Source organism: Bacillus aquiflavi (assembly GCF_019915265.1).
In the GTDB taxonomy this organism is placed as follows: Bacteria; Bacillota; Bacilli; order Bacillales; family Cytobacillaceae; genus Bacillus_BT; species Bacillus_BT aquiflavi.
In genome coordinates, this window is the sequence record NZ_CP082780.1 from 2,696,371 (window position 1) to 2,719,434 (window position 23,064).

23 protein-coding genes and 2 pseudogenes are annotated in these 23,064 nt (G+C 34.3%); 5 read left to right on the forward strand and 20 right to left on the reverse strand.

Annotated elements, in window-relative coordinates; all coding sequences use genetic code 11:
• Positions 1-72 precede the first annotated feature (72 nt).
• Both K6959_RS13005 and K6959_RS13010 read left to right on the forward strand, forming a co-directional pair.
• Positions 73-720, forward strand: a complete 648-nt coding sequence (locus tag K6959_RS13005; protein ID WP_163242342.1) for an acetoin utilization AcuB family protein — start codon at positions 73-75, stop codon at positions 718-720.
• The gene (locus K6959_RS13010) at positions 717-1,895 is read left to right on the forward strand and encodes an acetoin utilization protein AcuC (RefSeq protein WP_163242343.1); all 1,179 of its coding nucleotides are present in this window, start codon (positions 717-719) and stop codon (positions 1,893-1,895) included. Before K6959_RS13005 ends, K6959_RS13010 begins: the two co-directional genes overlap by 4 nt.
• A gap of 162 nt (positions 1,896-2,057) precedes the next feature.
• On the opposite strand, the gene ccpA is transcribed toward K6959_RS13010, so the two are convergent.
• From ccpA to K6959_RS13075, 13 genes and pseudogenes are all read right to left on the reverse strand, one after another.
• Positions 2,058-3,059 carry a catabolite control protein A gene (gene ccpA / locus K6959_RS13015; RefSeq protein WP_223086711.1) on the reverse strand — a complete coding sequence of 334 codons (1,002 nt, stop codon included), beginning with the start codon at positions 3,057-3,059 and terminating at the stop codon, positions 2,058-2,060.
• Positions 3,060-3,374: 315 nt separating this feature from the next.
• Positions 3,375-4,449, reverse strand: a pseudogene (locus K6959_RS13020) (bifunctional 3-deoxy-7-phosphoheptulonate synthase/chorismate mutase).
• 354 nt (positions 4,450-4,803) lie between these two features.
• Positions 4,804-5,118, reverse strand: a pseudogene (gene ytxJ, locus K6959_RS13025) (bacillithiol system redox-active protein YtxJ); the annotation flags it as partial.
• Positions 5,119-5,228: 110 nt separating this feature from the next.
• The gene (locus K6959_RS13030; protein ID WP_163242347.1) at positions 5,229-5,657 is read right to left on the reverse strand and encodes a YtxH domain-containing protein; all 429 of its coding nucleotides are present in this window, start codon (positions 5,655-5,657) and stop codon (positions 5,229-5,231) included.
• Positions 5,658-5,685: 28 nt separating this feature from the next.
• Positions 5,686-6,165, reverse strand: coding sequence for a DUF948 domain-containing protein (locus tag K6959_RS13035; RefSeq protein ID WP_163242348.1), 480 nt, complete (start codon positions 6,163-6,165; stop codon positions 5,686-5,688).
• A 288-nt stretch (positions 6,166-6,453) separates the two neighbouring features.
• The gene (murC, locus tag K6959_RS13040; RefSeq protein WP_163242349.1) at positions 6,454-7,758 is read right to left on the reverse strand and encodes a UDP-N-acetylmuramate--L-alanine ligase; all 1,305 of its coding nucleotides are present in this window, start codon (positions 7,756-7,758) and stop codon (positions 6,454-6,456) included.
• A 363-nt stretch (positions 7,759-8,121) separates the two neighbouring features.
• Positions 8,122-9,219, reverse strand: coding sequence for a nicotinate phosphoribosyltransferase (locus K6959_RS13045; protein WP_223088389.1), 1,098 nt, complete (start codon positions 9,217-9,219; stop codon positions 8,122-8,124).
• Between the two features lie 108 nt (positions 9,220-9,327).
• Positions 9,328-11,526: a DNA translocase FtsK gene (locus K6959_RS13050; protein ID WP_223086715.1), complete on the reverse strand. Its 2,199-nt coding sequence runs from the start codon at positions 11,524-11,526 to the stop codon at positions 9,328-9,330.
• Positions 11,527-11,748: 222 nt separating this feature from the next.
• Positions 11,749-12,354, reverse strand: coding sequence for a YtpR family tRNA-binding protein (gene ytpR, locus K6959_RS13055; RefSeq protein ID WP_163242350.1), 606 nt, complete (start codon positions 12,352-12,354; stop codon positions 11,749-11,751).
• Between the two features lie 14 nt (positions 12,355-12,368).
• Positions 12,369-13,148, reverse strand: coding sequence for a DUF1444 domain-containing protein (locus K6959_RS13060; RefSeq protein ID WP_262421791.1), 780 nt, complete (start codon positions 13,146-13,148; stop codon positions 12,369-12,371).
• Between the two features lie 196 nt (positions 13,149-13,344).
• Positions 13,345-13,659, reverse strand: coding sequence for a thioredoxin family protein (locus K6959_RS13065; protein ID WP_163242352.1), 315 nt, complete (start codon positions 13,657-13,659; stop codon positions 13,345-13,347).
• Positions 13,656-14,678, reverse strand: a complete 1,023-nt coding sequence (locus K6959_RS13070) for a PTS sugar transporter subunit IIC (RefSeq protein ID WP_163242353.1) — start codon at positions 14,676-14,678, stop codon at positions 13,656-13,658. Before K6959_RS13070 ends, K6959_RS13065 begins: the two co-directional genes overlap by 4 nt.
• A gap of 396 nt (positions 14,679-15,074) precedes the next feature.
• Positions 15,075-15,587: a hypothetical protein gene (locus K6959_RS13075; RefSeq protein ID WP_163242354.1), complete on the reverse strand. Its 513-nt coding sequence runs from the start codon at positions 15,585-15,587 to the stop codon at positions 15,075-15,077.
• 160 nt (positions 15,588-15,747) lie between these two features.
• Between K6959_RS13075 and K6959_RS13080 the strand changes: the two genes are divergently transcribed.
• Positions 15,748-16,194, forward strand: coding sequence for a YtoQ family protein (locus K6959_RS13080; protein WP_223086719.1), 447 nt, complete (start codon positions 15,748-15,750; stop codon positions 16,192-16,194).
• Positions 16,195-16,299: 105 nt separating this feature from the next.
• Here K6959_RS13080 and K6959_RS13085 read toward each other — a convergent pair whose 3' ends face one another.
• Positions 16,300-17,373: a M42 family metallopeptidase gene (locus K6959_RS13085; RefSeq protein WP_163242356.1), complete on the reverse strand. Its 1,074-nt coding sequence runs from the start codon at positions 17,371-17,373 to the stop codon at positions 16,300-16,302.
• A gap of 173 nt (positions 17,374-17,546) precedes the next feature.
• Between K6959_RS13085 and K6959_RS13090 the strand changes: the two genes are divergently transcribed.
• The gene (locus tag K6959_RS13090; RefSeq protein WP_163242357.1) at positions 17,547-17,882 is read left to right on the forward strand and encodes a PepSY domain-containing protein; all 336 of its coding nucleotides are present in this window, start codon (positions 17,547-17,549) and stop codon (positions 17,880-17,882) included.
• Positions 17,883-18,283: 401 nt separating this feature from the next.
• On the opposite strand, the gene K6959_RS13095 is transcribed toward K6959_RS13090, so the two are convergent.
• Both K6959_RS13095 and trmB read right to left on the reverse strand, forming a co-directional pair.
• On the reverse strand, positions 18,284-19,132 hold the full coding sequence (locus K6959_RS13095; RefSeq protein ID WP_223086720.1) for a YtnP family quorum-quenching lactonase: 849 nt from the start codon (positions 19,130-19,132) through the stop codon (positions 18,284-18,286).
• Positions 19,133-19,306: 174 nt separating this feature from the next.
• On the reverse strand, positions 19,307-19,975 hold the full coding sequence (gene trmB, locus K6959_RS13100; RefSeq protein ID WP_163242359.1) for a tRNA (guanosine(46)-N7)-methyltransferase TrmB: 669 nt from the start codon (positions 19,973-19,975) through the stop codon (positions 19,307-19,309).
• A 150-nt stretch (positions 19,976-20,125) separates the two neighbouring features.
• Here trmB and K6959_RS13105 point away from each other — a divergent pair, with 150 nt between their 5' ends.
• On the forward strand, positions 20,126-20,413 hold the full coding sequence (locus K6959_RS13105) for a YtzH-like family protein (RefSeq protein ID WP_316252493.1): 288 nt from the start codon (positions 20,126-20,128) through the stop codon (positions 20,411-20,413).
• Between the two features lie 3 nt (positions 20,414-20,416).
• Here K6959_RS13105 and K6959_RS13110 read toward each other — a convergent pair whose 3' ends face one another.
• The 4 genes from K6959_RS13110 to thpR all read right to left on the reverse strand — a co-directional run bounded on the left by K6959_RS13110 (position 20,417) and on the right by thpR (position 22,988).
• Positions 20,417-21,193 (reverse strand): phosphotransferase family protein, encoded by a 777-nt coding sequence (locus K6959_RS13110; protein ID WP_223086722.1) that lies wholly within the window; start codon positions 21,191-21,193, stop codon positions 20,417-20,419.
• A gap of 682 nt (positions 21,194-21,875) precedes the next feature.
• Positions 21,876-22,274, reverse strand: coding sequence for an IS200/IS605 family transposase (gene tnpA / locus K6959_RS13115; protein ID WP_163242361.1), 399 nt, complete (start codon positions 22,272-22,274; stop codon positions 21,876-21,878).
• A gap of 145 nt (positions 22,275-22,419) precedes the next feature.
• A complete protein-coding gene (locus K6959_RS19895; protein ID WP_223088393.1) occupies positions 22,420-22,680 on the reverse strand; it encodes a 2'-5' RNA ligase family protein in 261 nt (86 codons plus the stop codon).
• Positions 22,638-22,988 (reverse strand): RNA 2',3'-cyclic phosphodiesterase, encoded by a 351-nt coding sequence (gene thpR / locus K6959_RS13125; RefSeq protein ID WP_223086723.1) that lies wholly within the window; start codon positions 22,986-22,988, stop codon positions 22,638-22,640. The genes K6959_RS19895 and thpR overlap by 43 nt, the downstream gene beginning before the upstream one ends.
• Between the last annotated feature and the right edge of the window lie 76 nt (positions 22,989-23,064).

Sequence of the window (23,064 nt, forward strand, 5' to 3'; positions counted from 1 at the left end):
GATTGTTTGTAAGCCCTTACATGACTAATAAACTTTTTCTAAGTCTAAAAACTATTTAAAGGAGGATTTCGATTGATTGTAGAAGAAATTATGAAAACAAATGTAGAAACACTTTTTCCTAGTAACACAATTGCTGACGCAATCAGATTAATGAACGAGAAAAAAATTCGCCATCTTCCAATCGTTAATTCAGAAAATCATGTATTGGGTATTGTTACCGATCGAGATATCCGTGACGCAAAACCATCTATCTTCCGTTATGAAGAACAAAAGGAAGATTTAAATAAACCGTTGGAAACTGTTATGAAAACAAACGTAATTATCGGTCATCCACTAGATTTTGTTGAGGAAGTTGCCGCTCTCTTTTATGAACATAACATCTCCTGTTTACCAATAGTGAAAGATCACGTGCTTGTAGGAATTATTACAGAAACTGATTTATTACATACGCTCATTCAATTAACTGGTGCACATCAGCCAGGCTCACAAATTGAAGTGAAGGTTCCTAATAAAACCGGAATGCTCTGTAACATAGCATCTGTCATGCGTAATCGAAAAGCAAATATCCAAAGTGTTCTTGTTTATCCAGACAAAAATGATGAGAACTTTAAAATTCTTGTCATTAGAGTGCAAACGATGAATCCCATTGGCTTAGTACAGGACTTGCAAAAGGCAGGCTTTCACGTACTATGGCCCAACATGCCGGGGATATCATCATGAATGGTGATTCAATATTTGTTTACTCAGATGCTTTGTTAACCTACAGATTTAATAACCATCATCCTTTTAATCAATATAGACTCAAGTTAACATTAGATTTATTAAGAAAAATAAATGCAATTAATGAACATCAAATAATTCCACCACGTTCAGCTACTGATGAAGAACTTTATCTTACTCATGATCCAAGCTATATAAATGCTGTAAAACTGGCTAGTCAAGGAAAGTTGACTGAAGATGAAGCCGAAAACTATGGACTTGGAACAGAAGATACACCTATCTTTTCAAATATGCACGAAGCAAGTTCTCTTCTCGTCGGAGGAACACTAACAGCTGTTGACTGCGTGATGACAGGTAAAGCAAAACACGCCCTCCATCTTGGTGGCGGACTGCATCATGGTTTTAGAGGCAAGGCTTCGGGATTTTGTATTTACAATGATAGTTCAGTTGCAATAAAATATTTGCAGAAAAAATATCATGTTCGTGTTCTATATGTTGATACAGACGCTCATCACGGAGATGGAGTTCAATGGGCATTTTATGATGATCCAAATGTTTGTACTTTTTCAATCCACGAGACCGGCCGTTATTTATTCCCAGGCACGGGGAATGTGAATGAACGGGGACAAGGAAATGGTTATGGGTATTCATTTAATATTCCAGTAGATGCTTTTACTGAAGATGAGTCTTGGCTTAATTGTTATAAAACTGCCTTAATCGAAGTAGCCGACTTTTTTAAACCAGATGTAATTTTAACACAAAACGGTACAGACTCACATTACTTCGATCCATTAACTCATTTATCAGCTACGATGAATATTTACCGCGAAATTCCTAAATTAGCTCATGAAATAGCACACAAATATTGTGACGGTAGATGGATTGCTGTAGGTGGTGGAGGATATGATATATGGCGCGTTGTTCCTCGTGCCTGGGCATTAATATGGCTTGAAATGACTGAAAACTCAAACTGCTACGGCCCTTTGCCAGAAAGCTGGTTAGAAACATGGCAAAAAGAGGCACCAGTAAGCTTACCGAAAGAATGGGATGATCCGATAGATTTATATCGACCAATTCCTCGAAGAGCGGAAATTACCGAAAAAAATGCTCGAACAGTTGAAAAAGCGCTTTCGTTAATCAGGAATGAAAAAAATTCAAGAAAGGAAGTATTCTAAAAGGAAAGCGCTTAAATAGTTTTAACTGTTGTTACATTGGCTATGATAGCTTGTAAAGAGGACCTAACTTTTCAAGCTGTAACATTCGACTAAAATCCTTTTATTTTTTTTTTAAAAAAAGAGTAAACCATGTATAAAATAAGGTTTTACTCTTTTTTACTCTTAACCCAATGTTGAACTTCTTTGTTCAATCCGATGCGGTAGAACGACTATATGATTCGTCACTGTTTCCTTATTCATATATTTCGTTAATAGTCGCATAGCAACAGCTCCAATATCATATAAAGGCTGAACAATTGTCGTTAATTGAGGACGTACCATTAACGATAATCGTGTATTATCCGAACTAATGATTTCAAAATCACGTGGGATTTCATAGCTTTTATCTTGAGCCCCGTGAACAACCCCTAAAGCCATTTCATCTGAACCAACAAAAATAGCAGTTGGTTTATTTTCTAATTCAATAAGCTTTTCAAATGATTCAATTCCAGAGTCATATGTATAATCCCCTTCTACGACTAACTCCTCGCGAAACTCAATTCCTGCATGGGATAAGGCACGTTTATATCCAGCTAATTTTTTGTTTTTATTAATCGGTTCATGTAAAGGACCAATTACAAAGGCAATATTTTTATGACCTTTTTCAATAAAAGTTTGGATTGAATCAAATGTAGCTTGCTCATAATCAATATTTACAGATGGTATTTTTCCAGATTCCTCTATTGATCCAGCGAGAACAATCGGAACAGGTGATTTTTCAAACTCTGCAACATGGTCTTCAGTAATATTATCTCCCATAAATACGAGCCCATCGACTTGCTTTCCTAGCATCGTATTAAACAGACGTAATTCTTTTTCCTTATTTTGATCTGAACTATTTATAATAATATTATATTTATACATTGTCGCAATATCTTCAATTCCCCTAGCAAGCTCCGCAAAAAATATACTTGAAATATCGGGAATGATCACTCCAACAGTTGTCGTTTTTTTACTTGCTAATCCGCGTGCAACAGCGTTCGGTCTGTAACCAAGCTTATTAATAACATCTAATACTTTCTTTCTTGTTGCTGGTTTTACATTTGGATTTCCATTAACGACACGAGAGACTGTTGCCATTGATACATTTGCTTCTCTCGCAACATCATAGATCGTTATATTCATTCGGATCTACTCCTTTATTTTTTTCTATTTTGCTTCAAGATAAGGATTACTAATCATATTTCAAAGTTTGTGATGTAATTAACTTGTATAATCATGTATTTAATCATATTATAGACGGAAAAAACCCGCAACGAAAAGCCCATTATTTTCACGAAAATTTAAAAAAAGTTTACATAATAAATAAAGTTCACTAATAGAATAACCTCCCTATTCGAAATTTAGTTTTTAAAGCTAGCAGATCCAATTTTCGCATAACAGAAAGGAACTGACAGTTAGTCAGTTCCAATTCATACAAACCTATTTTAAATATCCACTTTAAATATGAACAAAAGATGCAGATTTTAAATCGTTAATAAATTTATCGAATTGATTTAAATCCATTTGTTGTGCTGAATCAGATAGCGCAACAGCTGGATCTGGATGTACTTCCGCCATTACACCGTCAGCTCCAATAGCCAGGGCCGCTTTTGCCGCTGGAAGAAGCAAATCCCGTCGACCAGTTGAATGAGTGACATCAACTAATACAGGAAGATGAGTTTCTTGTTTTAAAATCGGTACAGCGGAAATATCTAATGTATTGCGGGTTGCCCGTTCATACGTACGAATACCTCGTTCACAAAGAATAATTTGTCCGTTTCCTTGTGACATAATATACTCAGCAGCATTAATAAATTCTTCAATCGTTGCCGCAAGTCCTCGTTTTAATAGTACTGGTTTATTAGTAGCGCCGGCAGCCTTTAATAGCTCAAAGTTTTGCATGTTGCGTGCACCAATTTGAATCACATCAATATAATTAAGTGCAGTTTCAATCTGATTAGGGCTGACAATTTCACTAATCACAGCCATATCGTATTCGTCTGCTACTCGTTTTAAAATTTTTAACCCTTCAACACCCAGTCCTTGAAAATCGTATGGAGACGTTCTAGGTTTATACGCTCCGCCACGTAAAAGTTGAAAGCCTTTATCCTTAACAGCTTTTGCAACTGTTGCAACTTGCTCATATGATTCTACTGCACATGGACCAAAAATAAAACTCGGATTACCATTACCAATTTTTTCACCTTTTAAATCAATAACGGTATCTTCTGGTTTTTTCTTGCGGGACACAAGTAATGCTTTGCGGTGATCATCCTTTTGTAGTTCTAATCCCGCCTTAAATATTTCTTTAAAAAAATATGTTCTATCGTTTGAATCTCAAAAATGGACCATCGTTATTCTCTTTAATATGGTCAAGCATTTTTCTTTCACGTACTGGATCATAACGATATAAACCTTCTTTGACTCTTCCAATTTCTTGAACAAGCTTTGCTCTTTCGTTAATAGCATGTAAAAGCTGAAGATTTAATTCATCTACTCGGTTTCGAAGTTGATCTAATTCATTTAAACTCAAAGTTCAACGCTTCCTTTCAAATTTAATATTTGGGGAAATATTTCTAATTGAACGTCTTATCTTTAATAAAGTCTGGAGATATGGTGATTTTTTATAATTGCATTCATTATAAAGCAAATGAGTTTACTTGTCACGCAAATTTCTTTATTAATTGAACGCTTTTATGTAATAAAGTATTTGGAACAACCAATTTAAAACCAATCTTCAATTTGGCTACAAATAATAAATATTTTTTATTACTACTGTCAATCTAAGAGCATCACTTCAAATATTGACTTTAAAAAAGTTTGTAGATAAATTTGAGGCGTTCACACTGAACGCCCTCAAATGATAAAAAATTGTTATTGATTTTTTTATTGCCTCCAACAAAGATTCAAACGTGATGTTCCAATGAGATTCATGCCAAACAACTTGATGATTTAAAAATATGATTGCTTGTGGAGATTCATGCTTAATATGAAAAGTTTCTGCAATATGATTTGATAATGGACGTGCTTCCTGAACAACTAAATAATATCCTGTTAAATTAGAATGTTCTTTAAAAAATTTTTCATACTCTTCAAAAGCTCCTTGACTAACCGGACAAGTATTGCTATGTTTTAACAAAATAACCCGTTCGTTTTGTTCTAGAACTTTTTCGAATTGAGTAACTGAATCTATTTTTTCCATTTTCTATCTCCTCCCACCATTTAATAAGCAGTGAAGCCAACAATATCACTTCACTGCTCGTAACTCAAACTTATGATACTTTAACAAAATATTGAGAGAATTTATAATACTTATAAATTCGCTTCAGTTTCTTCAAATGCCTTTTGTGTCTCTTTTAGTTTTGTTTTAATATCACTATCTGCTCCTGTTGCTTCATCAGTTGTTTCACTACTCTCAGACTTTTTAATGCTCTTTACTTTATTCAATAATTGAGACGATTGTTCCGAAACAGCCTTTGTTAATGTATTCGTTTTTTCTTTTGCTGCTGCAGCAAGATCGCTTCCTTTTGTTATAGCGGTATCTTTAAGGGTTTCTGTTTTCTCTTTTAATAAACTAGCTTGTTCATTTAAATCTTTACGGAGTTCTTTCCCTGATTTTGGTGCTAATAACAAAGCTGTAGCTGCCCCAACAACTGCTCCGACTATAGATCCGACTAAAAAGTCTTTCGCATTACTACGCTCCTCTTTTTCTTCTAATTGATTTCGCTCTTTTTTCGTCATACAAATCTCCTCCTAATAAGCTTTGCTCTTATGATTTTGCTTTTTCCCGTTTTCGTTTTAGCTCATAAATGTGGTCACGTTTAGATAATTCTTTTTCTTGCTTATTTTTCTTCCATTTGTTCCGAAGTTCAGCTAAAACAGTACCCCATTGCACCACTTGAGAAATTTTCTCTTTATTTTGCACCATCCCGTTAGAGATAGATTGAGAAACAGTAGAAAGTGATTGATTAAATTTTTGAACCGTATGTCCTACGTCCTTTACAGCGTAGACAACAGTATTTAAATCTTTAGACTTTTGTTGAATGTCTTCTGCAAGAGCATTCGTTTTATGTAAAAGCTCAGCAACCTCTCTCGTAACACCTTCCAGTTGTTTCTCCAAACCATCCAATGTCTTTGGAACACTATTCATTGTTAATTTTAGTGATTTTAATGCTGGAACTAAATAAATAACAAGTATAAAAAATGCAATTGCAATTAATGCAATACTCGCATATAAGATAATTTCCACTTATCATTCCCTCCCCCTCTATTTGATTGTACAGTAAATCACTTTCTATTAACAATTCATTTTATAAAATATTTTCAAAATAATATTTAAAATTTCCTGCTTTAGCGTTTTAAAGAAAATGAGGGAGGTATCAAAAAAAGAACACATTTTTAAACAATTGAAGGCGCTTTCTTTTGAGAGTTTATTCGCTTACGCAGTAATAATAATTGAAGAATCGATTCTAAAAAAGGATGAGGTAACACCACACCCAGCATCCTTTTCGATTTACTTTTAAATTTAACAGAATGATCATTTTCCTTGTAACAATTTTTCATAAGCTCCTTGGAACTTTTGAATATCACCAGCCCCCATAAAAATGATCACTGCGTTCTCATGTTCTTTTAATGGGGATGTATCCTCTTCAAGCAATATTTCCGAGCCTTCGATTTTATTTTGCAAATCTTCAATCGAGAGTTTTCCATGATTTTCACGAGCTGAGCCAAAAATTTCACATAAATATGTTTTGTCAGCCATATTCAAACTTTCTGCGAACTCATTTAAAAATGTTTGTGTTCTTGTAAACGTATGTGGTTGAAACACAGTAATAACTTCACGATCACTATATTTTTGTCTTGCAGAATCGATAGTTGCTTTAATTTCTGTCGGATGATGCGCATAATCATCAATAATAATTTGTGAGCCAATTTTTTTCTCACTGAATCTGCGCTTTACACCTCGAAACGATTCTAATTGTTTACGCACAACATTTACATCAATTTCTTCATAATGACATAGCGCTATCACACCTAATGCATTTAGGATATTATGACTGCCAAAAGTCGGGATCAAAAACGTACCATAAAATGTATTTCGTACAAATACATCAAATACTGTACCCTTTTCTGATTTTTCAATATTTCTAGCTTGAAAGTCATTATCTTCATTAAAGCCGTAAAAGATAACTGGTACTTTAGCTTGGATTTTCTGGAGCTGCTCATCATCACCACAAGCAATAATACCCTTCTTCACTTGCCAAGCCATTTCTTGGAAGGCAGAAAAAACATCATCGATATTAGCAAAATAATCAGGATGATCGAAATCTATGTTCGTCATAATGACATAGTCAGGAAAGTATGATAAGAAATGACGTCGATATTCACATGCTTCAAAAGCAAAATATTTAGCGTCTCTTTCTCCTCTCCCAGTTCCATCTCCAATTAAAAAGGAGGTTGGTTTTGCTCCCTTCATCACATGGGCTAATAAACCGGTAGTTGATGTTTTACCATGCGAACCAGTAACTGCAATACTTGTAAAATTTTGCATAAAGTCACCTAAAAAACGATGATATCGAACGATAGGCAAACCAAGTTTCATCGCTTCTTCAATTTCTTCATGTGTATCTGGAAATGCATTTCCGGCAATAATTGTCATGCCAGGTTCTATATTTTCTTTTTGAAAAGGAAGGATCTTTATTCCTGATTGTTCAAGTGCTTGCTGTGTGAAAAAACGCTTCTCCACATCTGACCCTTGAACATGATAATTCATATCATGAAGAATATGTGCTAATGCACTCATTCCAGATCCTTTGATTCCCACAAAATGGTAAATAGTCATATAAAGAACCTCCAACGATCTATCTGTAAACAGTATATGACATTCATCTAAAAACGCTTGTAAGGATGCACATATTTCCCCCATTAGATGAACATTATGTATTTGATCTTTACACAATTTAATATTATATCACTTTTCATCCTTAAAAACTATTTTACTGAATTTTCTAAACAGAAAAATAACTTTTCTTTGTACATAAAACATGATAAATAAACCATAAAACCATTAGTATCATTTCAATTTATTACACTTTTTTTAATTAAAAAAATGAGTAAAAGTTAAACGGTGATGAAAAAACCCCACTTTCTAGTGGGGAGAGATAGACAAAAATGTCAACAATCTAATAACTTCTCTTAAGAAAAGTTATTCTACCTTTTCTAAACGCGGATTTGGACGATACCTGCGTCCAGCCTTAGCCTGATGTTTCCCATTTAACATCACATTGTCACCAGTAAATCCAATATTTATCTTTAATAAGCTGCTCCCTATTCCATACATATCTACAGGAACATTCTGTTCTTCAAACTCCTGAATGCGCTCTTCATTAAAACCCCCGCTGACTACAATTTTCACATGATGAAACCCTTCATCATCTAACGCTTTTCGTAATGCAAAAATTAACTCTATATTTACACCGCGTGGATCAAACGTGCCAAGTAAATGTTGATTTCTTAAAAAATATTGATCAATTAACGTTCTAGAAGTATCAATTCTTACTCCTTTAAGCTTGTCCCCAAATACACGTGCAACCTTTAAAGAATCCGTAATGACATCATTATTATAATCAACAAGAGAAATTAATTCATCTTCTGGAAATGTATTTGCATATGCTTTTGTAGCTTCTACAACATCACCGTTAAACAGTTGAATTAACGCATGAGGCATCGTTCCCATCCCTTGTTTGCCCCACCACTCATTCATTGCATGAGTTGCTTGAGCTGTTGATCCTCCAATATATGCAGAGTAGCCATCCCCCGCTTGTTGAGTATAATGATCGTCACGATCACCCATAAAAATAATCGGCTTTTGCTTTCCAGAGATCCCAGCAGCTCTTGCAACATTATATACATTCGTTGCCACAGAAGTGCGTCTTGATAAAATACCGTCGATAATTCCTTCTAAATAACCAAAGTTTTGATATGGACCTGTAATCGTTAATACTGTTTCAAAAGGTTTTATTTTGTCTCCATCTTTTAAAGAGTAAATTTCAAGTTCCTCAGGGTTGTGAGCAAACGTTTTTACCAGTGCAATTACTTCATCTGTTCCACACAAAACCGCATGTTCTTTTTGAAAAAATTGCATTGTGACAATATTGTCTTTATGGTACTTACGAATAATATCACTGGTCTTAAAAAAATATACAGAAGAAAACCAACCATCTCTAATTCTTTCGTCAAATTTAAATGTTTTATTCGTTAATCGTTTGATTTTTCCTTGTAGCTTAAGTTCGATTTCCTTCATCATCCTAATGACCCCTCGTATCAATTATTCCCTATATCTTTTTATGTGGTTATCGTATTTTAATTATGCATGTAAAGAATACCATGGATTTAAATATTGTACTAGACATTATATTGATTCTAAATCTGATTCTGATATTAACACATCTCGTGGCTTGCTTCCTTTTGCTTCGGAAATAATCCCTTGTTGTTCCATTAGATCAATTAAGCGGGCGGCTCGATTATACCCAATTCGAAAGCGGCGTTGTAAACTTGATGCGGAAGCACCGCCTTGGTTTACGATAAATTCACATGCTTCAAAAAATAATTCATCTTCTTCATCCGCTATCTGAGATTTTTTTAATAATTCTTCTTGTTCAAACAAATAGTTTGGCTTCTGTTGATTTCTAACGTGGGCAACAACTTGATCAATTTCTTCGTCAGAAACGAATGTACCTTGTAGACGAACTGGTTTTCCTAATCCGTTCCCCATATAAAGCATATCGCCACGTCCTAATAATCTTTCTGCGCCGCTCATATCAATAATCGTTCGAGAATCAACTTGAGATGAAACAGAAAAGGCTATTCTTGTTGGAATATTTGCTTTAATTAAACCTGTAATAACATCGACTGATGGACGCTGTGTTGCAATCATTAAATGTATTCCGGCTGCTCTTGCTTTTTGAGCAATTCGACAAATAGCTTCTTCAACATCTGCTGGCGACATCATCATTAAATCGGCTAATTCGTCAATAACAATGACAATATAAGGTAATTTATTTTCAGCCTCAGCATTAAAACGTGAAATATCCCTCACACCTTCATGTGCACACAGTTTATAACGCCGCTCCATCTCCTCAACAGCCCATTTTAATGCCGCTGTAGCAGCCTTTACATTCGTAATAACAGGACTTATAAGATGAGGAATACGATTATATGGAGCTAATTCGACCATTTTTGGATCGATTAACAATAATTTCAACTCATTTGGATCAGCTTTATATAAAAGACTAATAAGCATTGTATTGATACAAACACTTTTTCCTGAACCTGTTGCTCCAGCAATTAATCCGTGAGGCATTTTGATTAAATCTGCAACAACTGGTTTACCGGAAATATCCAACCCTAATACAACAGCAAGAGGAGATGAGAAATTTCTAAACTCGGAACTATTGATTACTTCACTTATAAGTACTGGGCGGCTATTTTTATTTGGAACTTCAATACCTACTGTATGTTTCCCTGGTATTGGTGCCTCAATCCTTATATCGCGTGCCGCCAAACTTAGTTTAATATCATCGGCCAAATTTGTGATTTTATTTACTTTTACACCGATATCTGGTTGAACTTCAAATTGAGTCACTGAAGGTCCTTGTGTGACATTCACTACTTTAGCGCTTACATTAAAGTTCTTTAATGTTTCATTTAAAAGCTCCCCCTGCTCATTAAGCCAGTTTGCGTCAGGTTTATTTAAAATAGGTGGATGAAGAAAATGAACATAGGGGAATTCGTATCCTTCTGACACTTCATGATGTACAAAATGATTTGCTGAGTTCTGTTTCCTTTCACTTATGTTATTATTTATCCTTTGCTCTTCACTTCTTCTTTTTTTCCGTTCTTCAAGCCTACGTTTGTCTTGCTTTAACATTATTACATTAAAAGGCAAATGAGACCTTCCTTTAATAGTCTCTTGATTACGGGTTACTGACTTTTCCTGTTTTTTCTCCAATTTGATCTGACTTTGAGACAGCTTTAAATTCTCCTTACTCTGCTCATCTTCTATTGGTAAAGTCTGTTCAATAAAATCACTTTGCTTGATATCACTATCATGTTTTTTATTAACATTTTGTTGCTGACTTATTGAAGCTGTTTGATCTTTCTGTACTTCTTCCCTGCTTTTCATATTAGTTTGCTCTTCGAAAGACTGAAAACTTGTTAATTCGTATTCAATCTTCTTTTTTTCTTTCGGTCGTTCAAAACCATGAATAGGAGAAGGAATTTCAGTTGGCCGAAATGGGCTGCGAATCTTTTTACTAATGATTTTCTGATCTGGCTCATTTCTTTTTATACTTATCGTCTCTTCATTATTTTCCTCTTTAAGTATAGAGGCAGATTGGATACGACGTTCACTTCCCTGTGCTTCGTCAAGTTTAATTGGGAAGCGGAAATTCCCTTTTGGGTATTGATACATGATCCGAGCATCGATCTCTTTACTTTTATAATGAGATTGTTTATATGTATCGCTTTCTCCATTATGGTTATTCATATTATTAGCCTCATGATCACCGTCATCCATAAATCTTTGAAAAAGCTTTTTAAACCAACTCAAATTTATCACTCTTTCTGCTAAGCTTCTAGAGATTGTTGAAATGAATAAGATCTCCTTTTTATTTTAACAGTTCATTATTATAATTCGAGAAAAAATAATTGAAATAACTATGTTTAAACTGTCAACCTTTTTAAAAAAGGAATTGGTTAAATAAACCAATTCCAAGATTATAGATAAAATCAACAATTTTAAATTTATTTTTACAAATTAAAAATGCTTATCTTAAAAGGTGAAAGTCTCTCCAATTTCATCATCACCTTCAAGAACAAGAATGCCTTTTTCTTGCGGTGCGTTTGGAAGCTCAAGTTCTCTGGCGGAACAAATCATTCCACTTGATGGTACACCGCGAAGTTCTGCATCTTTAATAACCATTCCACTCGGCATAACAGCACCCACTTTAGCCACAACAACTTTTTGGCCAGCCTCAACGTTAGGAGCACCGCAAACAATTTGTAATTGTTCCTCCCCGACATTCACTTTACAAATACTTAGCTTATCAGCATTTGGATGTTTTTCTTTTTCTGTAATAAAGCCAACAACAAATTTCGGAGAGAGATCAGCTTCTAACTTAGTTGTAAATCCATTTTTCTCAAGTGAATCATTTATGTTTTGCAAAAGCTCTTCATTTAACTCAATATTGCCATTTCCCTCTACTTTAAAATAAGAGCTTACATTAAATAAATTAAAGCCGGCTGTTTCGTTTGTATTTGTATCAAAAATACGAACAGCATCCCCTTTTTTTTCATATGTTAACACACTTTTTTCAATATCCTTCATAAAAATAATTAACGTATCACCAATTCCATGAAAATTATAAAACACATTCATTCTTGTTTCTCCTCTCACCTTTTACGATTTTTTCCTAAAATAAAGATAGGTTCTAATTCATCATCTTCGTACAAAAATGATAAAGCTGTAATTGGAACACGGCCATTAGCAAAAAAACTCATTGCCATTTGGGCCAGTACATCATAGCCGATATCATTACGAATGTCAGCAATAATGAAAACATCCTGATGCGGAACAGCAATCGCCATTGTCCCTTTGACCTTTTCTTTCATCTTTTTCAAAAATGACTCATTTAAGATTCTACTGGCATCATATCCATCATTTGTATTAAAAAAATAAAATATATTATTAGCAACGTGATCTTCCTTTAATTCCGTTGGTAGGGAGCGTACGTTAAACAATGCGGTTTCCCTAATTCTCTCAACATCCCAATTCTCTTGTTTTACCATCTCCATATCAATTAACCGATATGTATTCCCTAAGTCAAGGGCATAATAAATCCTTGTTTCAGCAGTATGATCATCAAATAAAAACGAGACATCATCACGAGCTTCCTTTGGGAATGAAGTAGAACGAATGACAGGAAAAATACTCCTTTCCTTTCCAGCAAAATGAAGAGGCTCTTTCATTGCTTCTAAACCTTGTTCGACATAATAAATAACTTCTTCGATTGCCTTTTCATTGAGTTCGTGCCATTTAGCTGTAATATTAGGGATTGAGATTGTAACCCCTTTTCCTGTTTCTTTACTTTCAATTCGTAATTCATCTTGCTCTCGATCATATGAGATCACCCTATTTGGATGGGCAAGCCGTTTCTCTAATTGTCTTCTCATTTTGTTATTATCCTTTTTTAAATACTCCCTTCCTTTTAAGGGCATGTTCCGTTATTCATTTTACAATAAAGTAAAACTTCTTTCACCTATTTATCTTCATCATGATGAGCAAACGAATAAAAAAACCCTCCATCTAATAAATTGACGGAGGGGACATAGAACAAACGAACAAAATTGAAGAAATGTGACGATGAGTTTATCTTATGCTCTCAATAAATTGTTCAATTTCATCTCTCGTTTTACGATTTTTACTAACAAAACGGCCTAACTCTTTGCCATTTTCAAACGCAAGAAAACTCGGGATTCCAAAAATATCAAACTGAGAACATAAATCGATAAATTTATCACGATCAACATACACAAACGTAAATTCACTATATTTTGCTTCAATTTCTGGTAAAAACGGCTCTATTACGCGACAATCTGGACACCAATCTGTGGAAAATAAAAACATAATTTTACCATTATTTTGTAATTTTTCAAATTCTTCTACAGAGCTTAATTGTTTCATTTCCTCTCTCCTCCTATTTGCAGCATCATATCTCCATATTTAATCCAGCCTTTGTTTCTCATATACTCAGATAATAACAGGCTTATAGCTGCTGGTGCAACAATATGAAACACAATAACTTGGACAAGGACTGTCAGATTAAACCCCATCGTAGTAAAAGTCATAATTTGTCCAACAAAACCACTCGTTCCCATCCCAGCACCAGCTGCATTATTTTCCATTAACCAAATTGTTGTGCCAAATGGAGCAACGACAGCGGCAGCCACTGTCGGAGGAACAAGAATAAGTGGATTTTTAATAATATTAGGAACTTGAAGCATTGATGTACCGATACCTTGTGCAAATAAACCACCTAATTTATTTTCCCGATAACTGCTAATTGCAAAGCCAATCATTTGAGCACTACAACCAATTGTTGCTGCTCCTGCCGCCAAGCCATGTAAATCAAGCATAAATGCGATCGCTGCACTAGAAATCGGAGCCGTTAACGCAAGCCCCATTAAAACGGCAACAACAATGCCCATAATAATTGGCCGTTGTTCTGTTCCCCACATAATCATGCTCCCAAATCCTTTAATAAAATAATCTATTGAAGGACCGATAAATGCTGCTACTGTAAAACCGAAAAATATTGTCACAAAAGGAGTAACGATAATATCGATTTTTGTTTCTTTACTAACTAGTTTACCTGCCTCAGTTGAAATGAGCGCAGCTATATAACTGCCGGCAGGTCCCCCTAATTCAGCACCAGCTGCACCACTCACAAGTGCTGCAAAAATAACTAAAGGCGGAGCGTTCAACCCGTAAGCAACAGCTGCACCAATCGCAGGCCCCATTAACCCCATTGCTTGTTCTCCCATTTCCACCAAATAACTTATCTTAGCTTGTTCGCCAATTGTTTTTATAATAAGTCCAATAATTAATGATGAAAATAAACCTAAAGCCATACTGCTCAATGCATCAATAAAATAAACTTTTGCTGAAAGACGTACTCCTTTTCTTTCAAAAAAAGCTTTCATTCTGTTACCCCCTACTCTTTTTAAATTTTTCTTAACAATTGTCAAGACACATGATAATAGTTATATTGTAATCTTCATTTGAATAGAAGGGAATATAATTTTCCAATAATAATTTTTAAACTATATTCCGTACCGAAAAAACAAAATGGTTACTAGAGATTGAAAGTCATTCTAATGAAAAGTGCAAGCAAAACACTTTAGTTAAAGCAACTTCCCCCTTTTATTTTGCCACTCTTATCTAAATTCATTAAAATTACTTTTATGTAAATAAAAAAGCAAGCTCGATTAAGAACTTGCAAGACAAAGTCAATATTTGAATTCATTTCTTTAGACTGTTTGAATGGTCAACCGAGGCGAAAAGCGAATAGCCAACAATCTGGAAATCAAATGAAATTTCTATTGTTTTAGTTTTACAGAGGAAGCCATTTCAACCATCATTTTAGCATCTTCGACTAAATCTCCAGCCTTTGTTTCCGTCGTTACTTTTACTCCGCCAATTCCTACTGTAAGTTCGTATTTATTATGTTCTGTCTCATTTATTAATAAGAAACCAAATTTCCCATTTGCTTTAAATGTTTCATTCACTAAATACTTCATGTTAGGGGAAACAGACGATTGATAAACAACTTCACTCTCAGATCCTTCGTTCGGATTATAAAAAAGTATAAACGTTTGTAATCCCTTTTCAAAAACAATATTATTTTTTGTCATCTCTTTTTTTATCGTAACACCGTCAGGCATGTAAAATTCAATCTCATCATTTTTTTTATTTGCTGCTTTTATATCCCCTTTAAAAACTTCAGTTACAGCTTCCTTAGTAATTTCTTTCTGTTCTTCAACCGATACTGAACAAGCAGATAGAACTAGAATTGTAATCATAAAAATAGTTGACCTGAACATAGGTCCCATATTCTCTTCCTCCTTACTAGGAATTAATAACTACTTTTTAATCATACCGTTCTTGTTAATTCATAACAACCCTTCCCCTTACTATTTTAAAGCTTTTTACAGGTTACTTTTTACCTGAAATGGTAAAATGGATGAAGAATCAATGTAAGGAGTGGAAAAAATGAAGTTAACCATTTATTTAGCAGGAGAGATTCATACAAACTGGAGAAATGAGTTAAAGGAGAAAGCGAAATCATTAAATCTTCCCGTTACATTTGTAGGGCCAATGGAAAATCATGATCGTTCTGATTCAATTGGGGAAGAAATCCTTGGTGAACAGCCAAATATTATTTACAAAGATGAAGCTGCTTCAAGTATAAATAACTTGCGCACACAAATTTTAATGAGTAAATCTGATCTTGTCATTGCCTTGTTTGGTGAAAAATATAAACAATGGAATACTGCAATGGACGCTAGTGCAGCGATTAGTTTAGGGAAACCGCTTATTTTAATCAGACCGAAAGAGTTTCATCACCCTTTAAAAGAACTGTCACGAAAAGCGAATGTCACAGTTGAAACTGTTAATCAAGCATTAAAGGCGTTATCTTATATTTTCGAAGAAGCATAAATCAATTAAATTCTCACAATCTATTCTTCGATATTTGAGCAATCACATAATGGGGCAGTTCTCAAAAGTCTTTGAAAAATGACTTTTGGAACCGCCCCTTTTTAATTAGCTATTTTGATGAATGGATTTAACAGTAGCTTTATCACATGTTTTCACTAATTTAACAAGTAACTCTTTCGCTGCTGCGTAATCATCAATATGAATAATTGATGCATGCGTATGAATATATCGTGAACAAATACCGATGACAGCACTTGGAACGCCACCATTAGATAAATGAACTCTACCCGCATCTGTTCCGCCTTGGGATACAAAGTATTGGTAAGGAATATGATGCTCTTCAGCTGTATCGAGAACAAACTCTCTCATTCCACGATGAGTAACCATTGATCGATCATAAATTCTTAATAACGCCCCTTTACCGAGCTGACCAAACTCGTTTTTTGCACCTGACATATCATTTGCTGGACTTGCATCAAGAGCAAAAAAAATATCGGGCTTAATCATATTTGCAGCTGTCTGTGCGCCCCTTAAACCGACCTCTTCTTGGACAGTTGCACCAGAATATAATACGTTTGGAACTGTTTCATGTTGCAATTCTTTTAATAGCTCAATTGCTAAACCACAGCCATAACGATTATCCCAAGCCTTTGCAAGAATTTTCTTTTCGTTTGCCATCGGCGTGAATGGACAAATAGGGACAATTTGCTGTCCTGGTTTAATGCCAATTTTTTCAGCATCTTCACGATTATCTGCACCAATGTCAATAAGCATATTTTTGATCTCCATCGGTTTATTTCGCTTTGCCTCATTCAATAGGTGGGGAGGAATTGAGCCAATAACTCCAATAACTGAACCTTGATCAGTTATGATCTGAACACGTTGAGCAAGCAATACTTGATTCCACCAGCCTCCTAAAGTTTGAAAACGAATCATTCCATTTTCAGTAATAGAAGTGACCATAAATCCCACTTCATCCATATGACCCGCAACCATCACAACAGGTCCATCATTATTCCCCCTCTTTACTCCAAAAATACTGCCTAATCGATCTTGTACAAGTTCATCTGTATATTTGGAAAGCTCTTTTTTCATAAAATGGCGCACTTTATGCTCATTACCTGAAGCTCCAGGCAACTCTGTTAATGTTTTGAAAAGTTGTAAAGTTTCTTCGTGCATTTTTACTCCCCCTTAATAACAAGCAGATTTATATGTATCATTTGTATTTTACAGAACTTTGAAATGCCTTTCCACTATTACCGCCTTGTTTGTAAAAAACATACTTATAAAAGCTAGTAAACACTGAAATCATGATTATATTTTGTTAAAATTAAACATGGAGGTGCCATGAAATGAATTGGAAAACGCTGCTTGCCGGATTAGGAATTGGATTTATTGGCGGTTATTTAACGAAAGGGCTAATTGATGAAAAATCAACTATTTCACCTGAAAAAGTATTAGACAACGTTAAAGCCGCTTTTAAAAAAGAAGGGCCGATCACTGGATCATGGATTCAAATACAATCCGAGCCTTATGTATCGAAACAGCTTCAGTATGAAGTTTTTAAAGGTGGAATTTCTCGAAATCACAATGGAGAAAAAGAACAGTTTGAATTTATAGCTGATGCTTCAACAGGAACTGTTATCGATCTTTATCCGATACAAATAGAAAAATCCCTTTCAAACTAATTGTTAAAAGAAGCTACTCCTTAAAAGAAGGTCGGGACAAAACCATTTTAATCAAAGATAAATCCGAACAATGAGATAGTTAGTGCTTATATCCCGCTCCGGAAATATACTTCGCTTTCCGCAGGCAACGCCTCAAACTCGGAAGCAAAAACCGCTTCCTGCGGGATTTTCAGCTGTTGCTTTTCCCGCAGGAGTCTACGTATATTTTCTCCGCTGAATGAGCATATCGTTCGTTTTTAGAGTTGATTGTTTTTAGTTATGTCCCAACCTCTTTTAACTAGAGTTGAAATAGCAAGCGCTTTCAATGAACTATTCACCTTGTCCAAAACTAATCTTATATAGTTAACGTCTCTTAAGCTAGTACTGTGCTTTTTAACTAGCAGAGCAGTTTTTCCACTTAATTACGGACGTACTCTTTTAATATGATCTTCTATGATTTTTCCATCATGATCCCACTTAATGGCACGATAATATGCATCATGATAAAATGTAAACCAAGCACTTTGTTTTAAACCATATTCCATCCACTTTTTTTTCCCTTTAATTGAATCCATTGGATAGTCATCGTATGCCATGACCCAGAGAACATTGTTATGGGCATGAGTAGGCATTAAATCAGCCATGTGAACAGCAGTTTCATCCTCATCTTGTATGATAACAACTGAATGGCCATCACTATGCCCCCCTGTATGAATCATCTTAATTTTATCTTTGAATGACCATTCTCGTTCAAATGATTCAACCTGTCCTTCAACAGCCTCCCAATTTTCTCTCCAGTATGTATTTTGTGAGCGAATATTCGGATGACGCATTTCATTCCACTCTACAACTGAAGTAATAATTTTAGCGTTTGGAAAAACTGATACATATTCGCCATTATGTAACTTTGTTAAACCGCAAGCATGATCAAAATGCATATGAGTCATAATGACATAATCAATGTCAGAAGGAGATAATCCAAGCTTTATTAATGATGTTTCTACACTAGATTCCTCTGTTACACAAAAATTACGCTTTTGCTTATCATTCATTTTCCCTTTCCCAATTCCTGTCTCCATTAAAAAATTGATTCCCTCATACTGGATTAAAATTGGATCTGTTCGCAATTCAATTTGATTATTTTCATTGTGAGGGTATTTTTTCGTCCAAAGCGGTTTCGGAACTACTCCAAACATCGCTCCCCCATCTAAATGAGTAACTCCTCCATTAAGCCATGTTAGCTTTATTTTCCCTATTGTAAGCTTCTCCATAACTACCTCCAAAAAATGATCTTTTTTCACTATATTTTATCACTTTTCAAACTCTTTTGAAAATAATTAATCTTAAACTGTTCTAATCTTTATAAAGACAGTTAAATCTCACTCCATTTTTAATGTGAAATCTTAACTGCCCTTTATTTAAAAAATGGTCGTCTTTTTTGGTTTTCATTTTTGGGACAAATTGCTTCCAGTGCAAGAACAATATTTTACTTCACAACGATATATTCGATTACCTAATGAAGAGAACTTTTCTTCATATTCAGTCATAATATTTTTTTCAAAATGACTAGAATGTAAATCCAAACTGATAAATTTTAATAACAAACCATACTCTGAGAAACTTAATAAAGAGTACTCAAATAAACCTTGATTATCTGTTTTAAAATGAATTTCTCCCTCGTCTACAAGAATATTTTCATATATTCGAAGAAAATTATTATGCGTTAATCGGCGCTTTTCATGACGGTTTTTTGGCCAAGGATCAGAAAAATTTAAATAAATAAGCTGAACTTCCCCTTTAGAAAAAACGTCCGTTAATTCAGCTGCATTAATATTTAATAATTTAATATTTGGCAAATCAAGTTCAATTAACCGATCTAATGCCGAAACAATGACACTTTTTTGAAGCTCAATCCCTATATAATTAATGTGTGGATTCGTCTTTGCCATTTCAGAAATGAATCGGCCTTTTCCCGTACCAATTTCGATGTGTAAAGGCTGATCTTTACTGAACACTTTCGTCCATGAACCTTTATATCTTTCCGGGCAAGAAATATAATATTCAGGATATTGCTCTAGCTTTTCCTTTGCCCATGGTTTATTTCGCAAACGCATGTTGCCACCCCTAAAATTTAATCAATACAAACAATATCATGCACAATTTAAGCATGCAAGTAAAATAATAAAAACACGTATAAACAAAAAAGGAATCCATAACCTATGAATGAATTCCTCTTTCGTTCTTAGTTTTATGTATGAAAGGATTTGATCGCTCTGCCATTAAATTACGAAGATCAAATAAACTTATTAACATATATATTAAAAAATCATCAAGCCGATTGTTGTGGATCACCGTCAGAGTATGAACAGTTGGGTCGTTTAGTCAAATCGTTAACACTAAACTGCAATATTGATCAATCTGTTAAGTCAGTCTTAAAAGAAATAGAGGAATATAGTCAAAACGGGCTGAACTCAACAAATATCAATCAACATATTGAGAATTACCAAATGACATTATCTCAATGGGTTTCAAGCTTTAAAAATTTCTCTTAAAGTTTACGGTAACACAACGTCTAAATACTCAATCCAGTAATTCATTTCTTGAAATCGATTTTTATCTTTATGCCATTGAATTGAATAAAGTGTTTGTGAAATCACATACCACTTCATTCGAAGCTTTAAATGGTCAGATAACTTTATCCCATATTTTTCAAGCCATGTTTCCCAATTACTTTGATCAATGTACCAATAAAGTAATAAACCTAAATCAATTGCGGGATCGGCAATCATTGCTCCGTCCCAATCAATTATATATAATTTATTTGTTTTTGATAAAAGCCAATTATTATGATTTACATCACAGTGGCAAACAACTTTATCATTTGATTGAATATTTGATACTTCCTCTTCTAAAAAATGAAGAGATTTCTTTATTGCTTCAAGCTCGATTAATTCTTGTTCCATTTCAAGTTGAATTTTCAACAACAGCTTTTCGGGCTGAAGAGGTGTTTTTCCCAAACGTTTTAACATAGAAAGTAACGGTTTTGAACAATGAATTTTCCTTAACAACTTTGCCACACGTATGTCATTCATTTCTTCATGTTTTAGCTCTCGACCGTTTAACCATTGTTGGGCAGTAATGACATCGCCATTTTCTAATCTTTTTGTCCATACAAGCTTTGGGACAATTCCTTCTGCCGAGAGTACTGCTAAAAACGGAGAAGAATTACGTTTTAAAAATAATTTTTGTTCTTTATGTTGAGCAAAAAAAGCTTCTCCTGTCGCTCCTCCAGCAGGGAAAATATCCCAATCTTGACCTAATAAATGTTCCAAAATTGTTCACCTTCAATTATTTGCGATTTCCTAACAGCCCCGAATTTAAGATATGTATTATAATTTAATAATGATGACAATGGCAATTTTTCACGATCGATAGCAGTTAGAATAAAAAAGACAGCCATCGTAATAATCAATGTTACAACAGCTATCTTATAAATTTTATCTCCAATAGGCTTTTTTCGTCAAGTGTATACGAGAAACTCATATTATATATAATGAAATTAAACAGTGTCAATCATTTTGTGAACTGCTCGCCACTTCTCTCTCTTACGAGTTGATTGAAGTGGGAACTTCTCGACTTAATTTCCCCACTACTATGCGTTACTTATTCTTCCAATGTGCAGAACCTTTCTTACGTTTAGACGGAATACGTTGTGCTTTTTCTGAATTTATACGATAGCAACGACGATCATTGGCTTTTTCATTCTTACTACTCACATCTCAGCAAAATATAACCCAACAACATGTTCTATCGCTTTAGGCTGAATGTCTTTTTCATATTCTGCTCGTACAGACACATAATATGTTCCTGTCTTTGTTTTGGAAATCGTACATACATAATTTTAACTTGAAATTTTCATGGATTTCATTATGTTGTTTGAGTTTTACTCATTTCAGTTTTGGTAATTGATATGACCGTCTTGCAATTTGTTTTGCTTAGTCATATCTATTCACCTCACTTTTGAGCTTGATTTTCGATATATTTCTTAATGGTATCGCTTGGTGCACTGCCTGTTGTTAGAAGGCAGAAACTTCTTGACCAGAACATCTCTTTCCAAAGTTTTTTTCTAATGTACGGAAAGTCTCTTTTTATCAATCGAGAACTAGCACTCTTATAAGCATTAATGAACTTTGATAGTTCGGAGTTAGGATGTGCATTGAACAGGATATGGACATGATCTTTATCGTGATGCCATTCCACTAAAGTGATATTGTATTTACTTCCAATCTCAACAAACTTCCTTTTTGCAAAATCAGATATTTCAGTGTCAAAGACTTTTCTGCGATACTTTACAACCAACACAAGATGATAACACATCGAGAACACCGAATGATTATTACTATCTAATTTCATTGATATATCAGTCCTTTATTCTATCTAATACTGATTATATCATTGGCTTTGGCTAAAGCCAATCGAATGCCCTTCACATTCCTTGAGGATGGGAGATTTCTTTCGGAAATCCGTTAAATGCCGTGATAACTTTCGATCATCAGTTTTAACTTTGTAATCGAAAAACTTTTAACGGTTCATATTTCGGTACCTTTTCAATATTTGTTTTATATAGAACAACATGTTCAACAAAAAATTCTAATCGCTTTTTATTAATTAAAGTGGAATTGATCATTTCTAGATCAAAATGTTCTATCCCTCTCCATTTACGTGCCAACGTTATGTGTGGACAAAATGGCCTCGTTTCTAATTGACATCCAGCATTTATACATGCGTTATATACTTTTTTCTGTAATGAAAAATAAATCTTTTTTTTTCCTTTTCAACGTCTGCCCAAAATACACGAGGAGCTTGAACGTTTCCGAAAATCCCCATTTTATTAACCGCCAACGTAAAACTTTCTTCAGCTTTCGTTGCAGCTTCTACATACTCGCATGTCAATGTAAGCTGATCATTCGATAATGCACCCAGAAACGCCAATGTTAAGTGATAATCCTCCATATGAACCCATTTAGAAAATGAAAATTGTTTTTTTAGCTTTTCACAGCAGTTATAAAGCTTGTATTTCACTTCTTTAGGTAGCTTTAGTGCGATAAAATAATGTGGATGCTTCATTTTCAGCTCCTTTCTAATCGTTATTTTATCAATAGTGATCTAATGAGCCATCATCTAATTTTTGAATCATATAAGG

What these genes read in the sequence shown, in the direction of transcription:
- K6959_RS13080 (WP_223086719.1), top strand. Translation starts at nt 15,748, where the DNA reads ATGAAGTTAACCATTTATTTAGCAGGAGAGATTCATACAAACTGGAGA.
- K6959_RS13075 (WP_163242354.1), bottom strand. Translation starts at nt 15,587, where the DNA reads ATGGGACCTATGTTCAGGTCAACTATTTTTATGATTACAATTCTAGTT.
- K6959_RS13070 (WP_163242353.1), bottom strand. Translation starts at nt 14,678, where the DNA reads ATGAAAGCTTTTTTTGAAAGAAAAGGAGTACGTCTTTCAGCAAAAGTT.
- murC (WP_163242349.1), bottom strand. Translation starts at nt 7,758, where the DNA reads ATGACTATTTACCATTTTGTGGGAATCAAAGGATCTGGAATGAGTGCA.
- ccpA (WP_223086711.1), bottom strand. Translation starts at nt 3,059, where the DNA reads ATGAATATAACGATCTATGATGTTGCGAGAGAAGCAAATGTATCAATG.
- K6959_RS13095 (WP_223086720.1), bottom strand. Translation starts at nt 19,132, where the DNA reads ATGGAGAAGCTTACAATAGGGAAAATAAAGCTAACATGGCTTAATGGA.
- K6959_RS13030 (WP_163242347.1), bottom strand. Translation starts at nt 5,657, where the DNA reads ATGACGAAAAAAGAGCGAAATCAATTAGAAGAAAAAGAGGAGCGTAGT.
- trmB (WP_163242359.1), bottom strand. Translation starts at nt 19,975, where the DNA reads ATGCGTTTGCGAAATAAACCATGGGCAAAGGAAAAGCTAGAGCAATAT.
- K6959_RS13060 (WP_262421791.1), bottom strand. Translation starts at nt 13,148, where the DNA reads ATGAGAAGACAATTAGAGAAACGGCTTGCCCATCCAAATAGGGTGATC.
- tnpA (WP_163242361.1), bottom strand. Translation starts at nt 22,274, where the DNA reads ATGAAATTAGATAGTAATAATCATTCGGTGTTCTCGATGTGTTATCAT.
- K6959_RS13010 (WP_163242343.1), top strand. Translation starts at nt 717, where the DNA reads ATGAATGGTGATTCAATATTTGTTTACTCAGATGCTTTGTTAACCTAC.
- K6959_RS13085 (WP_163242356.1), bottom strand. Translation starts at nt 17,373, where the DNA reads ATGCACGAAGAAACTTTACAACTTTTCAAAACATTAACAGAGTTGCCT.
- K6959_RS13045 (WP_223088389.1), bottom strand. Translation starts at nt 9,219, where the DNA reads ATGAAGGAAATCGAACTTAAGCTACAAGGAAAAATCAAACGATTAACG.
- K6959_RS13090 (WP_163242357.1), top strand. Translation starts at nt 17,547, where the DNA reads ATGAATTGGAAAACGCTGCTTGCCGGATTAGGAATTGGATTTATTGGC.
- thpR (WP_223086723.1), bottom strand. Translation starts at nt 22,988, where the DNA reads ATGAAGCATCCACATTATTTTATCGCACTAAAGCTACCTAAAGAAGTG.
- K6959_RS13065 (WP_163242352.1), bottom strand. Translation starts at nt 13,659, where the DNA reads ATGAAACAATTAAGCTCTGTAGAAGAATTTGAAAAATTACAAAATAAT.
- ytpR (WP_163242350.1), bottom strand. Translation starts at nt 12,354, where the DNA reads ATGAATGTGTTTTATAATTTTCATGGAATTGGTGATACGTTAATTATT.